A 13,265-nucleotide genomic window follows, 5' to 3' on the forward strand; every position below is an offset into this window, starting at 1 on the left:
GTTCTCACGGATCGCACGATAATGTGTGTCTCCACCGCGGGGACGGGCGGCCTTCGGGTCGGCTCGTCCCCGCGTGGCATTTGGGGGGAAATCGGAGATGGTAGGCGCGGCCTTTCTGCCTTCACTGCGTCGCCATGGTGACATCGTCCCACGGCCTGCGTTTGCTTCGCTAGAAGACGCCGTATGGAATCGGGCCATTCACGACAACCTCCGTCACCGTGATCACGATCGGCTCGTCGTTCATCAACCGTCTCATCTGGTCGCCCATCATTTTCTCCATGCTCTCGCGCTGAGCCTCGGGCATGTTTTCCATCTGCTTCTTCATCTGCTCCATCTGCTTGCGCTGCTCTTCCGATACGTCCATACGTATCTCCATGCGGAACGGGAGCGACACGCCATCGACGGTCCGGTAATCTTTCATATCCATCGTCATCCCACCATCGCCCTGGGGCGTCATGCCTCTCAGGGACATGCGGCGCATGTAGTTGTCACCCACGCCAATGAAATAGGTAACCTCGCTCGCCGTGCGTAGACTTTCGTCTAACTGGCCCGGTTCACTTACGCGGATGACGTGACATTCGGTACCATTGACCGTTTCGGTCCCGGCGTATGACCCAATCTCTCCAATTTTCGCGTACTGATCAGCCTGATTCTGCATGGCATCAGCGCCCATCGGACGCCCCTGTCCGCTCACCTGCACTGCCGAGCGAAAGTCGAATGGGCCTCCTCCCTCCTCCTTTTTGTAGTACGTGGTATACGTGTCGGTCTTCATCATATAGTTGTCGACATCCTCAAACATCGACGCGTGCGTGCGTTGGACGTCGTTCATGACGGATGCGGCCGTCTGCGCCGACGCTAGCGGAGCAAGAGGCACGGCAGCAGCGAAAAGAAGCGCCAGCAGCAGAAGGCTACGGCTACAGGCACGTTGTACGGACGCAAAAGACGCGGAAAAGAAGGACGCTGTCGTCGTCATAGATCAGAGAGGCGAGAGGAACGGAAATGATACACACATTTGTTGAGTCGGAGGGTCGTACCCCAAGGCCCACTCCATGTTTTCGGTTAGTTGCTGGGAGAGAGAACACCGTCTCGCTGAATTTGCGAATCGCTGCACTCCGGACGGCTATTCTTTGGGATGGGAATGACCAATAATCAACACGTGGCAACGATACGATCGTACCCCCCGGTCATGTCTGAGCCTTCTCCGGCAACGACTCATACCAATCCCGGAGTTCGTCCAAAAACCCGAGCGCCGTCGTACCCAGCGGCGTGATGCTGTATTCTACGCCAAGGGGGCGCGTCTCAATCACTTCGCGCTCGATCAGGTTATGGGACTCCAGGTGCTTCAGGCGAGTGGAGACCATTCGCTTGCTGGCCCCTCCGACCATTCGAGCAAGGTCGTTGAAGCGCACGGGCCCATCTTTCAGGTGCCACAGAATGGACCCCGTCCACTTCCCACCGAGAATGCGCATCCCCTTCTCGATCGAACAAGGCTCCTCACACGAATCGACAGCCGTTTTCCGGCCCTGTTCGTCGGTCTCAACTCGGGCATTCATCGTTTCTTCGGGTGGTTACTAAAAGTACACTAGTTGATTCGAGTAACCATTCGCTCTACGTTTGGATCCGTGCAATCGAGCACGACCGCAATATCCAACCAACGCTGACGAGACGACATGCAGAACGTCCTGATTATCAATGGACACCAGCCCTATCCATTTGCCGAAGGCCGGCTGAACGGCACCTTCGTGTCCATTGCTCGCGAGCACCTGGAGGCCCGCGGTGACACCGTACGGCTGACGGAGGTCGCCGGCGGCGATGGATGGGACGTAGAGGAGGAGGTAGAAAACCACCAGTGGGCCGATGTCGTGCTGATGCAATTTCCCGTCAACTGGATGAGCATGCCCTGGAGCCTGAAAAAGTACATGGACGAGGTCTACACCGCCGGCATGGACGGGCGGATGTGTAACGGCGACGGCCGACATGGACCGGACGAGAACCACCAGTATGGGCTCGGCGGCACCCTCACGAATACGGCCTACATGCTCTCGCTCACCTTCAATGCACCGCGTGACGCCTTTGACACCTCCGATGCGCCGTTCTTCGACGGGCGCTCCGTGGACGACCTGCTGAACCCGATGCATCTGAATTGCGCGTTCTTCGGCATGACGAAGACACCCACCTTTTCAGCGCATGACGTGATGAAAAACCCGGACATCGAAACCGATATCGCGCGCTTCAAGACCCACCTCGATCGCCACTTTCCGCCGCATTCGAACGAAGAGATGCCGGTCACGGAACGGGCAACGAGCGAGTAATTCGACTTCGCCCCCCACTGCACGCCTCTCGCGCTTCTCCATCTCCGCTTCAGCTATGCCAACGACACCACGCTCAAGACAATCTGCCCCCGCTCTTTCGTTTCCGACCATCGGCGGAGGCAACTGGTCGTTACAGGATCAGTCCCCGGAGAACTTCACGCTCATTGTTTTCTACCGGGGTCTACACTGTCCCGTCTGCAAGTCGTATTTAGAAACGCTATCAGACGTACAGTCGGACTATGCCGATCTTGGGGTGGAGATGGCCGCCGTGAGCATGGACACCAAGTCGCGCGCCCGCAAGACACGCATGGACTGGGGGATCGGTGATTATCCGCTGGGCTATAACCTTGACCTGGAGACGGCAAACGCGTGGGGGCTCTACCTGAGCGAAGGAATCAAGGAAGGCGAACCGGACCTGTTCTCCGAACCCGGGCTGTTTCTCGTTTGCCCCGACGGCCGGCTCTACTACTCTGCGATCAACTCCGCTCCGTGGGGACGTCCCCACCTTCCGTCGTTTCGGAAGACCGTCGACTACATCGTTACCCACGACTACCCTGCGCGGGGCGAACACGGTTCGTGAGATCGCCGCCACGTATTGCGGAGCCGGTGACCGTTGGGTTGTGGTGAGACCTCGGGACCCGTAGGCGTCGTACCGTGCAGCACACGCAAAATGACCCGCGTACAACGTGCGCACAAAGGATTGACTTCCAGCGCAACATGCGTAAAAGCGATTGGCGGACAGATTGTCTATTCTTTGAACGCAGAACTCTTCGATACGACGTCCAGGAGCGCTACCGGGCCTGGACGTTCGCCCGACTTCCGGGCCTCGAAGCGGATCTCTCGCCCTCCTGCACGTCTCCCTCCACTCTATGCCTCGTTGCTTCTACACGTCCCCGTCTCTTGCTCAACCGGTTGACGGCGCCGCATCGGATTCACACCTCCTGATATTCGGTCGATGGGTCGCACTCCTCATTTCGATCGTGCTACTGACCGGATGGATCGCTGCCCCGGTGGCGGCTCAGAATGCCGAGGTGCAGCTCATTCACAACGCGCCCGACCCAGCAGCCTCTACCGTCGACATCTACTTCGAGAACAGTAGTGGCGACGTAGAGAAATTCGACAACGTCGATTTCCGAACGGCCACCGCGTTCCTCACCATTCCTGCAGATACGTACGATATCGTCGTGGCGGATGAGACCAGTACCGGCATTTCGGACCAGGTGCTCCACACGAAGACCGGCGTCACGTTCAACGACGGAATTGCCTACCACGTCGTCGCGATCGGCGTCCTCGACTCCAACCAGTTCGAGGCCAACCCGACGGGTCGGTCGACCGCATTCGACGTGCTGATCAATGAAGATGTGCTCACCAGCAATTCCGACGCCCTCGTTCGAATGCGCGTGGCCGCCGGGGCGCCCGACCTCCCGGCAGTCAATCTCGAGGCACCGGGCGGCACCCTCGTCGGCAACATTCCGTTTCCGGACGACACGAACGGGTACATTAGCCTGCCCGAGGACGAGTATCCCCTCTCGCTGGTCGACCCAAATGATGCCTCCACGGTCTACGCGGAATTTCGTCTCGACCTGACCGGACGAGCCTCCACGCCTGCGTACCTGCTTTTCACCGGCTTCGACACGCCCGGCAACGAGGCTCCGGGAGCGCCCGAACTCCGCGCCATCGCCGTCTTTCCCGATGGCACGACGGAAGTGTTGCTGCCCAGCGCAGACCTGCAAGTCGTCCACAACGCAGCCGGCATTGGTGCTGTCGACGTTTACCTGGACGACGGCATCAATCCGCCGAGCAAGATCGACGACCTCCCGTTTCGCGGTGCCCTGAATGTGTCGGCCCCGGCCGGTGAGAGCATCACGGTCAGCCTCAATGCGGAAAGCAGCAGCGGCATCAGCGATCAGCAGGTCGCGAGCACAACGACAACACTCGACCCGGACTCCTTCAATCAGGCGTTCGCCGTGGGCGAAAGTGCAGGAAGCGCGGACGTGCTCATTCAGGCAAATCGCAACCAGACGTCGGCCGGCGGGGCCGGAACCGTCGGCCTTCTCGTCGGGCATCAGTCCCCCGACGCCGGCCCCGTTGACGCTCTGACGCGCGGCGTCCAGGCCGTGGATGACATCGCGTATACGGACTTCCAGCCCGCCTCGGGGTACGTGACCGTTCCAACCGGCGACTACATCATTCGCATCACCGATGACGCCAACACCGCCTTTGTCGGCTCCGTCCTCGCGCCGCTCACAAGTCTGGGCGTCGACGGCCAGACCGTGACCGTGCTTGCATCCGGCTTCGTGAACCCCGGAACCGGAGAACCATCGCTCGCTCTGCTTGCCGTACCGTCTGAGGCGGCAGACGCGGACCCGCTCAACAACACCATCGTCCTGCAGCCGGACGCCAGCCTGCAGACGCTCGTCGTGAACGAGTTTTTCGCCGATCCGTCGGACACGCAGGACCCAAACGGCGACGGCACCGCCGGTGGGGATGCCGACGAGGAGTTCATTGAGCTGGTGAACGTATCGGGCGCGGAGCTCGACATTTCCGGGTACGAGATCGTCGATGCTGCAAACAACACGTACACCGTCCCGGCCGGCACGACGCTCGACCCCGGCGGATCGGCCACCATCTTTCAGGGTGGCACACCGACAAATATCCCGGGCTTTACCGACACGGGTTCACCGGCGCTGAACAACGGCGGGGATGATGTCCGCATCGTCAACGCGCAGGGCACGGTAGTCGACCGCATCACGTACTCTGCGCTCACGCCGGAGAACGACGACGAGTCCACCACGCGCAACCCGGACTACTTCGGCCCGATGGCGCTTTCCTCGACGGATCTCGGGCAGTCGCCGCCGTACACGCCGGGCCGGCTCAATGACGGCAGCGGCGTTCTTCCCGTCGAACTCGCCCAGTTCAATGCCTTCGGGCAGGGCGACACCGTCCAGCTGGTGTGGACGACGCTCTCGGAGCAGAAAAACAGTGGCTTCGAGATTCAGCAGCGGATCGACGGGGCGTTCCAGACCGTCGGCTTCCGCCAGGGACAGGGTACAACCACCGAACGCACTGAGTACCGCTTCCAGATTGGCGATCTCTCGCCCGGGACGCATGCCTTCCGCCTCCGCCAGGTCGACCTCGACGGCGCCGCGACGCTGTCTCGAGTCGTGAACATCACGGTCGCGCTGGATGAACGCTACGCGTGGAGCTCCGTGTCGCCGCATCCCGTGGCGGAAACAGCACACTCGACGCTACAGGTGCGCACCGCCCAGCCGGTAAAGGTGACCCTGTACGACTTGCTCGGCCGCAAGGTACAAACGCTGTACGACGATACGATGACGCCCGGACGCGGGCACGACCTCGCGATCGACGCGCAATCCCTTCCGAGCGGGACGTACTTCCTGCGCGCCACCGGCGAGACGTTTTCCGCAACGCGCCGAGTTACCGTCGTCCGATAGCGCGAGACAAAGACAAGGGGCGTTGGATGATGCGGGCCGCTTCCATTCCGGGAGGCGGCCCGCCCTTCTTACGTTTAGGGTTCAACGTTCAGGGTTCAACGTTCAGGGTTCGGGCGCTGTACCGATATGGCTATTTGGTGGAGACAGCCGTCGGAAGACAGTAGCCTTTCAGACTGGTAACCATCTGCCAAACAGAGTCAAAACCGGCTGGGGAGGGGCCCCACCTACTCAGCGGCGCACGGCTGTGCGTCGCTGTTTCCGGTTTGGTCGTATTCTCGCGACAGAGGAAACCTTTCGGGGCCCCTCACAGAGTCCGTGGCGTTACGAGATGAATTGGCAAAACGGCTTTGGGCCAAGGCAGATCGGTAAACCATCTCGGCCATCCGGGTGCCGGTGATTGATCTTCACCGTCGGAAACTTCCGGATGCGGACTGGTACAAACACACGTTGCTTTCCCCTGCACGCTCTCGCCATGAGCATCGACTCCACAACGTACCGGCTTCGCGCGGCCCTTCTGGCCGTTTGTATGCTGGCGGGCCTGATCGCCGCAGATGCCGCGGTCCTGGGCTCCACGAGTGTTGACGGAGCAACGTCGTCCGACCTCATGCATGTCGAGACGGATCGGACCGCACCGTTGCACGGCGCCGATCACGGCGTGTTATTTCACCGTGTGGAAGCAACCGAGCTGCTCGACGGCTCGATCGAAGAACTCACGGACGACGGTCCCGAATCGACCGATGCATCCGCCTCGTCGTGGATGCCCACATCTCTCGTCCAAGCTTACGGGCATTTCCGCTTTCGGTACGTCCCGTCGCGGGCGCTCCTCTGCGTCTATCTCTGCTGATCCTCGCATGGAGACCACCGCGTCGCTTCTGTTCGACGCATGGTCCGCGATGATGTGCGGCTAAGCATCTCGCTCGCCGTCCCAATTGCGACCCGGTCTCCCGTCTTTTGAGGTTCGCCCTCTGCATGGGCAGACGGAATCGCCGTTCTGCCACGAGGCCGAACCCGTCCCTTTCCCTGCCCGACCGCGAACGAACACGTCGTCGTAACCGGTAGGAGTACACTTCCCGTGTGCACCTCCCCGTGATGTCGTTCCCTGCGGACCCCGCCCGTTCTCGTGCGGAATCCGTGTGTCGTGTTCATGCTCGCGGTCCCAACCGTCTGTTGACTCTGCGAGGTTCACCATGAGTATATCCACGTCTACCCAAACCCGTCCACCCGAACACGCCCGTAGCACAACGCCGGACGAACGTTCGGACGGCACCGCCACCACCGACCCCTACGAGGCCGCTCTACACGACCCAGTCACCTACTGGGCGTTTAATTTCTTTGCTGCATCCATCGCTGCGTCCATCCTCATGGCGCTGTGGTACGCGCTCGGATTCGCGGTGGCGTAGTTCTGCTTCCCCTCCCCGACTCCGAAGACGCGGCAGCATAGATCACCGCATCTTCGGAGTCGAGTTTTATTTTTTCCTACATGCCTTCTGCTATCATGCTATCCGCTGTAAAACGACGTAAAGGAATGGTCTTAACCGTTCTTGGACTGCTCGATCTCGGCTTCTTTATTCAGGGAGCCATCGCCCACAGCGATGCCTGGCAAATGGCCGGCGTCATCGGACTCCTTCTCTTCCTCGCACTCGTAGACCTCTTATGACGGATGGCCTCCCTCTCGATTTCCCCGTGGCTTTCCCGCATGAGCAATGAATGACCACACGCAGACCACGAATACGAACTACGCATCCATGCTGAAGGAGGTACGCGAGCGCCAGAATCACGGCGATTTAACCGGCGCGCTGAACGAACTGCGAAAAGCCCTGGACCGGGCACATGAGAGTCACGTCGTCACGACGCTCGAACAACACCTCCGTCTGCCGAAGCTCTTGTTCCAAATGGACCGTCGCGAGGAAGCCGGCGCGCACAAACAGGCCGCCCTGGCCGACGCGCTCGCCTACGTTGCCGACGCATACGGACGGTTTCTCGACTCGCACCGAAAGGACTACCGGCACCGCCTCGAACGGCTCTCTTCCCTCGCGGTACAGTCCCGGGCCGATCAGGTGACGCGGCGGCTCGACGATCCGCCCGACGTATCCGCCGTTACGAGTGCCCTGGAGTCCGCCGTCGATGCGTTCACCCCGGACAACGGGTCACGCATCATCCAAAAAGCCAACCACGAACTGGCGCCTCTTCTCGACACCGAGTCGCTTCCGACGGCCGGATGACGGCAACGCGCAGGCGTTTACGAAATGCGCTACAGACCGGATCTTCGCGCCGTCAAAGCAGCGCTCGGCCAACGAGCCACGCCCCCCAGCCGATGAAGCCAACCCCCGCAAGTCGTCCGAACCGGTCGCCGCCGGGAGCGATCTTCTCGATCAGGCACAGAGCGGTGAGCGCAGCCATCCAGAGCAGGTTCATCACACCGAGCACGAACATGAGCGCCATCGTTGCCCAGCAGCAGCCGGCGCAATTCAAACCGTGGCGCCATCCCATGACGAGCGCCCCGCAATGGCCTGGTCGCCACTCGGCCATGATAAAGCCCATCGGCGAGCGGCAGCCGGTCATGCAGGCGTCCTTGAGCGGCGTAAACTGATACAGGCCAGCCATGACGAGGAGTCCGCCCGCGAAGTATGGATTCGCGCTGGCCCCCATCGGCGTAAGCAGCGCCACTGCGTGGAGGCCGCCCTGCAGAAGAGCGGCCCCGGCGCTGTAGCCGACCCAGACGAGGACGTAGCCGAGCACGAAGAGCGCCGTGCCCCACATCTCATGCCCGTCCGTTCGTCGACGACTGATTCCGTAGAATGTCAGCACCATCGGCGAGGCCGAAGGCAGCATCATGCCCATCATCATGACCGACCACATCCCGAAGGCGACGCCGAACGCCTCCGCGTTCCACGCCTGCCGGGGCGAGGTCGACGACGCCATGCTCATGTGGCTCGCCATTTCTGCCATGTACGCCCACGCGAGGATAGCAAGAACAAAGAGCCCAGCCAGAATGAGCAGGCGGTCCCTTTGAAAAACGGAGGTCTGTGTCAACGGTGGAGACATAGAGATCTGGGTTCGCGGAGGAGAACGGAGGACCGAGGTCTGTGGGAGCGAGCTTGCTACCGCGTCCTACCCCTCCTCGACTCGTTCCACGCGGATCGGAATACGAAAAGGGCGATGTCGGGCCTTCCATCCTCCACGTCGCATGAAGTTGGGCGAGCGTGAAGGTGTGCGCGTCTTGTTTTGAATGCTATCGCCGTATGGTCGCCTTTCCACTGAATATTGCGCGGATCGGACCGGGGCATCCCCTCATGGGTGCTGATTCGAGACGACGGACGCGACCAGAAGAACAGGTGGGCGCAACGCACCGAACTCGATGAGGAAACGGAGATACTTCGCCCTGAACTAGACAGCGTGGGCCGCCGGGAGCTGCCCGCCCGTTTGGTGGTGCGTTTCGAGAAATGACCGAACCGCCGCGTTGAATGCAGGTGCATTCGCTTCATGCATCGTATGCGGTGCCTCGAGAATTTCGGTTCGCTCGCAGCGTGGCAACAGTTCTTCAAGCCGGTCGGTCAGACGGTGAAACAACCCGATGCTGTCTTCCCCGGTGACCAACAACGTAGGCGCCTGTATCTGCTGTACCTTCTCCGCATCCAGTGGCGAGAATCCCGGTCCGAGCAGTTCCGCCTGAAGACTCTCGACATTGTCCTCCACCTGCTCCCGACGAAAATCTGGTAGACGATCGTAGGCTCTAGGCCCTAACACGGCGTCGACGAACGTCCGAAGACCGGCCTTCTGATCCCCCTGCTCAAACGCCCTTTTCGCTGGATCAATGCCCTGAATTCCGAGACGCAAGATACCAACGGCGGTTCTGGGACGGGTAAGCAACACCTTCAGCAGTTCCAGTGCCGTCGGGTCGTTGCTCACGAACAGAGTGAGGACGGGCGGCTCGGCGAGCACGAGGCTTCGCACGAGAGAGGGGTCGCGGATGGCAAGCAGCAGGCAGAGGAATGCACCGTAGGAATTGCCCACGAGGTGTGCCGGTGCGAGGTCGAGTGAACGAATGAGCGCACGAAGATCGTCGACGTGTTCGTCCATGATGTATACCGCGTCCTCCGGAATCGGCTCGTTCGGCCAGTGATAGCGTCGGCTGTACGAGATGACCCGAAACTGCTCTGCGAATGCGTCCTTCTGGGCACTCCACGTTCGGTGGTCGCTTGCGGAGCCGTGGACAAGGACGACGGGCTCGCCGTCACCCGACACCTCGTACGCGAGCGTGGTACCATTGACGCGAGCGGTTGGCATGAGTACAATCTCCAGTGCTGATTCTGTTGAACGGTCTGCGCAGAGGATCGGAGAGAGCGCTGTCTATGGCGCTGCGATGCCCATCCCTCCGTTCAGGGCATGGATGAAGCCGGCAAGACGATTCCCTGCGTGGTTGGGTGTAGAATGACGCTCGTCCAGCAGCGCTACTGATCAGCTGCAATCGGGTCGGTCGGCATCGCGTCGATCGGCTCTTCGAACGCGATGAAGAGAACGCACGCCTCACCGTCAGCGCAGGACGCTTCGTGAGGTAGTTCGGCCGGACCGAACGCGTACGTACCCGGCTTGAGAACGACCGGGTCGTGGCCTTCATAGGTGACCTCCATTTCGCCGGATACGAGCACCATCCGTTCGACGGATGTGTGCCGATGGGCCGGGACCGTCGTGCCAGGTGCCATCTTGAAGAAAATATCCGCGTTTGGCTGATCGGGAGGTCCGTTGAGTACGGCAATCTCACAGCTCTCGGGCATGAAATCAGGACACGGCCCCCACTCGAGGTCCGGGTCGTCCATCGTCCAGGATCGAGGCGCGTCCTGTGCGTCCACGTCCGTGGTAAAGGTCAGTAGAAAGAGTGCTAGGATCGCAGAACGAAGCACGGTGTGTTTCATGGTTTGATCTCGGTTAAAGAATAGATGACAATGCGAAAGGACCGATGCGGCGGTCCGGAGACGCGGTCGAACCGGTCTTCCGGTCTTGATTGACTCAAAACTTGTTTGGCGAACAGTCCCCGGCTACACAACGGTACGGGCCTCGCTCACGGAGTCGACTGCATCCGTGCCAAACGTTAACCTCCGACACTACCTGAGACTCAACATTCTGCCCTAGCTACCGGACGGTTTGATTTCAAACCGGAATGCCTTCATAGGTCATCGAGAAAAGGACCTCGTACGTATCATGCGTCTCGGAAATCCTGCGCCGAGGAATGCTGAAATAACAGAGGGTCTAATGAACGTGTCCGGTACGTAGCATTCTGCCCTTACTCTTTCGCGACCCGTCCGCCTGACAGGTTATCACGGTCCGGCGTACGAGAAGGGGGAAAGGAGTGCGTTGCGGTCGGACACGTCGAACTCGATCCCATGCGCCTCGAAGTGCGCGCGACTCGCTTTTGCGACCGTCGCCGGATGCCCGGGCGCCACGGCGAGCGGGTGGTCCTGGACGGTCGGGGCTTCTCCATTTTGCCCCTCGATCGGCGCCACGTCGGCACACCCGATCTGGCCGACCTCTCCGATGCGGAGTCGCCCGTGTTTTCCGTCGGTCTCGAACGCCAGCGGGACGACCTCCACACCGCGTACGTCGCTGATGAGCTCGGCCAGGTGAGCCGGGTGCCCGCCCGCCTCGCCGCCGAAGATCGTACCGAGCGCGTCCTGCTGCCCAGCGTCGGCCCGGCGGTCCAGGTAGAGAGCGGCTTTCCAGTCGCCGTCGGCCATGTTGCCCGGCGTGTGGAGGGCCATGACGACGTTTAAATCGTCAAACTTGACCCCGTTGTATGCGCCCTCCTCGATATGCCAGGCCACGACGGCTGTGCACGTTCCTTCCGTCGGGTCACTGAGCATAATGCACGGACAGGCGACCTCACACGTGCAGGCTTCCATGTACTGGCCTTCGAGTTTCCATTGATCGGTCATGGGATACGGTGTCTGTGCAAGTTCAGAATGCGTGATGGATCGCGGTCAGCACGGCTGTAGACACATTCCGCGAAAAAATCAACGCCTGCTCACTCGAGCTCATGAAGCGTCTCGTGCGTCTTGCCGCGTGGCCCCTCACCTCTACATTGCGCGAACTTCGGCCGCATCACGACACACAATCTGTAACCACGTGAAGCGCCGCCCTCGTGACCTTCGGCATCCAGAGACCTCACCTCCGATCCATCGGCTGTATGGGCTGTGGGGCAGCATCTTGTGGATCACGCGCGACGGCGCGGACGAGGAGGCGCGGCCGAGACAGGCAGCGCACGACAATCAACGACTCGTTACGCAGGATGACCGTGCGATCCTCCGTTCGAGGTGTCCGACGTGGAGAAAGATTTGGCGACTACAGACAATGCATTCAGTCCGGCCAGCGGCGCCCCCATCATCCATCGAACCAACCGCGCCCGATGCCCACGTCCGAAGCCAAGACGCGACCGACGATCACGGGATACCGCATGGCGCACATCGCCGAGAGGGGATAGACCTCGCCTCTACCCTACCCGCTGCCAGTGTGAACGTCGATGGATCGATACCGATCGACGGCGGGGACACAGATATCACACTGGACTTTGTCCGGATAGCATGCGTAATTCCGTAACCGTTCCGGATAGGATTCATTGCGGGAATATCGAATTAGCCCCGCTGAGACCCAATTTAATCCGGATAGCTTTTACTATCCCGAAGCCTTCCGGATAATGATAAGTTATGTTGAACCTCACTAGACCTGAAAGCGCAATAACGCCCACGATGCCGCACGTCGCATCTAAGACATGGACTTAGGAACGCCTTTTCAGACCTTAGAGAGAGTATTCACGGAGTTCAATGTTGGGCGATTATTATATCTGCTAACTTTATTTGGGACGATCGTCTTCATTAACTACGAGGCTGGGTTTACACATCATTACGATGTCTCGTACCAAATTGATGAAATTGAACGCCTACAAGGTTTGGTAACCGACAGCATCGATCAGAAGCACGTAGACGTTCTTCGAGAGGGCGTAATTGAGGAAATGAAGGCACGACAAACCTCAATCCCCGACCGCCTAGCTAATTCAATACGGGGCTTCTTCCTAGAGAGTCTTGTGCGCGCACTTGCGGTCTCCGCGGGTTTTCTTCTATATTTTATCTATTCAATTATTCCGTCAACACAACTAGAAGATAAACGGTCGCAAGCAATTGGGAGTGGGGCCATCACAATAGTACTAATTTTTATTGGTTACATATTTCCAGACGTTGGTGGTCTTGGGGGGACTGCTGCTTCCCTGATTGGTGTTCAATTTGTAGCTTTCTTCGTCTTGGCCGCATATGGTAATTGGAGAAAGTAAATACAATTAGGTGATCGACTGTCGCGCTCAGTGATTCGAATCAACATAACAACGCGCTCTTATTATGCCAAGCACAAGTAGAAGGGATGTTTTTTCTGGGTCTGTGCGTGAGTACATGTGACTCTGGGCAGAGGGCATAGCTCCTCTGTTCGCCCTATATCGACGCATGAGGGCGGTAGA

At 59.7% G+C, this 13,265-nt stretch carries 14 protein-coding genes; 8 read left to right on the forward strand and 6 right to left on the reverse strand.

The genetic code is table 11. From position 1 onward, the window contains the following. Positions 1-169: 169 nt before the first annotated feature. Together CRI94_RS11725 and CRI94_RS11730 are read right to left on the reverse strand one after the other, a co-directional pair. Positions 170-973, reverse strand: a complete 804-nt coding sequence (locus CRI94_RS11725) for a hypothetical protein (protein ID WP_098075916.1) — start codon at positions 971-973, stop codon at positions 170-172. A 211-nt stretch (positions 974-1,184) separates the two neighbouring features. Beyond that, positions 1,185-1,553: a winged helix-turn-helix transcriptional regulator gene (locus CRI94_RS11730; RefSeq protein WP_098075918.1), complete on the reverse strand. Its 369-nt coding sequence runs from the start codon at positions 1,551-1,553 to the stop codon at positions 1,185-1,187. Between the two features lie 117 nt (positions 1,554-1,670). Between CRI94_RS11730 and CRI94_RS11735 the strand changes: the two genes are divergently transcribed. The 7 genes from CRI94_RS11735 (at position 1,671) to CRI94_RS11760 (ending at position 7,989) form a co-directional block, all read left to right on the forward strand. Further along, a complete protein-coding gene (locus CRI94_RS11735; protein ID WP_098075920.1) occupies positions 1,671-2,312 on the forward strand; it encodes an NAD(P)H-dependent oxidoreductase in 642 nt (213 codons plus the stop codon). 55 nt (positions 2,313-2,367) lie between these two features. Then, a complete protein-coding gene (locus CRI94_RS11740) occupies positions 2,368-2,892 on the forward strand; it encodes a peroxiredoxin-like family protein (RefSeq protein ID WP_098075922.1) in 525 nt (174 codons plus the stop codon). Between the two features lie 289 nt (positions 2,893-3,181). After that, positions 3,182-5,767: a DUF4397 domain-containing protein gene (locus tag CRI94_RS11745; protein ID WP_098075924.1), complete on the forward strand. Its 2,586-nt coding sequence runs from the start codon at positions 3,182-3,184 to the stop codon at positions 5,765-5,767. A gap of 472 nt (positions 5,768-6,239) precedes the next feature. Beyond that, the gene (locus CRI94_RS11750) at positions 6,240-6,611 is read left to right on the forward strand and encodes a hypothetical protein (protein ID WP_098075926.1); all 372 of its coding nucleotides are present in this window, start codon (positions 6,240-6,242) and stop codon (positions 6,609-6,611) included. 343 nt (positions 6,612-6,954) lie between these two features. Continuing rightward, positions 6,955-7,167: a hypothetical protein gene (locus CRI94_RS11755; RefSeq protein WP_098075928.1), complete on the forward strand. Its 213-nt coding sequence runs from the start codon at positions 6,955-6,957 to the stop codon at positions 7,165-7,167. A gap of 80 nt (positions 7,168-7,247) precedes the next feature. Next, entirely contained in the window at positions 7,248-7,424 is a 177-nt protein-coding gene (locus CRI94_RS17715) for a hypothetical protein (RefSeq protein ID WP_179862273.1), read from the forward strand. A gap of 46 nt (positions 7,425-7,470) precedes the next feature. Continuing rightward, complete coding sequence (locus CRI94_RS11760) at positions 7,471-7,989, forward strand: hypothetical protein (RefSeq protein WP_098075930.1); 519 nt, start codon at positions 7,471-7,473, stop codon at positions 7,987-7,989. A 52-nt stretch (positions 7,990-8,041) separates the two neighbouring features. On the opposite strand, the gene CRI94_RS11765 is transcribed toward CRI94_RS11760, so the two are convergent. From CRI94_RS11765 to CRI94_RS11780, 4 genes are all read right to left on the reverse strand, one after another. Beyond that, positions 8,042-8,812 carry a DUF2182 domain-containing protein gene (locus CRI94_RS11765; protein ID WP_098075932.1) on the reverse strand — a complete coding sequence of 257 codons (771 nt, stop codon included), beginning with the start codon at positions 8,810-8,812 and terminating at the stop codon, positions 8,042-8,044. A 342-nt stretch (positions 8,813-9,154) separates the two neighbouring features. After that, entirely contained in the window at positions 9,155-10,054 is a 900-nt protein-coding gene (locus CRI94_RS11770; protein ID WP_098075934.1) for an alpha/beta fold hydrolase, read from the reverse strand. 164 nt (positions 10,055-10,218) lie between these two features. After that, positions 10,219-10,680 carry a cupin domain-containing protein gene (locus CRI94_RS11775; RefSeq protein WP_098075936.1) on the reverse strand — a complete coding sequence of 154 codons (462 nt, stop codon included), beginning with the start codon at positions 10,678-10,680 and terminating at the stop codon, positions 10,219-10,221. Positions 10,681-11,082: 402 nt separating this feature from the next. Beyond that, on the reverse strand, positions 11,083-11,697 hold the full coding sequence (locus CRI94_RS11780; RefSeq protein ID WP_098075938.1) for a DUF1326 domain-containing protein: 615 nt from the start codon (positions 11,695-11,697) through the stop codon (positions 11,083-11,085). An 833-nt stretch (positions 11,698-12,530) separates the two neighbouring features. On the opposite strand from CRI94_RS11780, the gene CRI94_RS11785 reads away from it, so the two are divergent. Then, positions 12,531-13,085 (forward strand): hypothetical protein, encoded by a 555-nt coding sequence (locus CRI94_RS11785; RefSeq protein WP_098075940.1) that lies wholly within the window; start codon positions 12,531-12,533, stop codon positions 13,083-13,085. Positions 13,086-13,265 lie beyond the last annotated feature (180 nt).

It is taken from the genome of Longibacter salinarum (assembly GCF_002554795.1).
In the GTDB taxonomy this organism is placed as follows: domain Bacteria; phylum Bacteroidota; class Rhodothermia; order Rhodothermales; family Salinibacteraceae; genus Longibacter; species Longibacter salinarum.

Excerpts from the sequence above, each read along its gene's own strand:
- CRI94_RS11740 (WP_098075922.1), top strand. The coding sequence starts at position 2,368 with ATGCCAACGACACCACGCTCAAGACAATCTGCCCCCGCTCTTTCGTTT.
- CRI94_RS17715 (WP_179862273.1), top strand. The coding sequence starts at position 7,248 with ATGCCTTCTGCTATCATGCTATCCGCTGTAAAACGACGTAAAGGAATG.
- CRI94_RS11770 (WP_098075934.1), bottom strand. The coding sequence starts at position 10,054 with ATGCCAACCGCTCGCGTCAATGGTACCACGCTCGCGTACGAGGTGTCG.
- CRI94_RS11760 (WP_098075930.1), top strand. The coding sequence starts at position 7,471 with ATGAATGACCACACGCAGACCACGAATACGAACTACGCATCCATGCTG.
- CRI94_RS11730 (WP_098075918.1), bottom strand. The coding sequence starts at position 1,553 with ATGAATGCCCGAGTTGAGACCGACGAACAGGGCCGGAAAACGGCTGTC.
- CRI94_RS11735 (WP_098075920.1), top strand. The coding sequence starts at position 1,671 with ATGCAGAACGTCCTGATTATCAATGGACACCAGCCCTATCCATTTGCC.
- CRI94_RS11765 (WP_098075932.1), bottom strand. The coding sequence starts at position 8,812 with ATGTCTCCACCGTTGACACAGACCTCCGTTTTTCAAAGGGACCGCCTG.
- CRI94_RS11785 (WP_098075940.1), top strand. The coding sequence starts at position 12,531 with ATGGACTTAGGAACGCCTTTTCAGACCTTAGAGAGAGTATTCACGGAG.
- CRI94_RS11750 (WP_098075926.1), top strand. The coding sequence starts at position 6,240 with ATGAGCATCGACTCCACAACGTACCGGCTTCGCGCGGCCCTTCTGGCC.
- CRI94_RS11775 (WP_098075936.1), bottom strand. The coding sequence starts at position 10,680 with ATGAAACACACCGTGCTTCGTTCTGCGATCCTAGCACTCTTTCTACTG.
- CRI94_RS11755 (WP_098075928.1), top strand. The coding sequence starts at position 6,955 with ATGAGTATATCCACGTCTACCCAAACCCGTCCACCCGAACACGCCCGT.
- CRI94_RS11745 (WP_098075924.1), top strand. The coding sequence starts at position 3,182 with ATGCCTCGTTGCTTCTACACGTCCCCGTCTCTTGCTCAACCGGTTGAC.
- CRI94_RS11780 (WP_098075938.1), bottom strand. The coding sequence starts at position 11,697 with ATGACCGATCAATGGAAACTCGAAGGCCAGTACATGGAAGCCTGCACG.
- CRI94_RS11725 (WP_098075916.1), bottom strand. The coding sequence starts at position 973 with ATGACGACGACAGCGTCCTTCTTTTCCGCGTCTTTTGCGTCCGTACAA.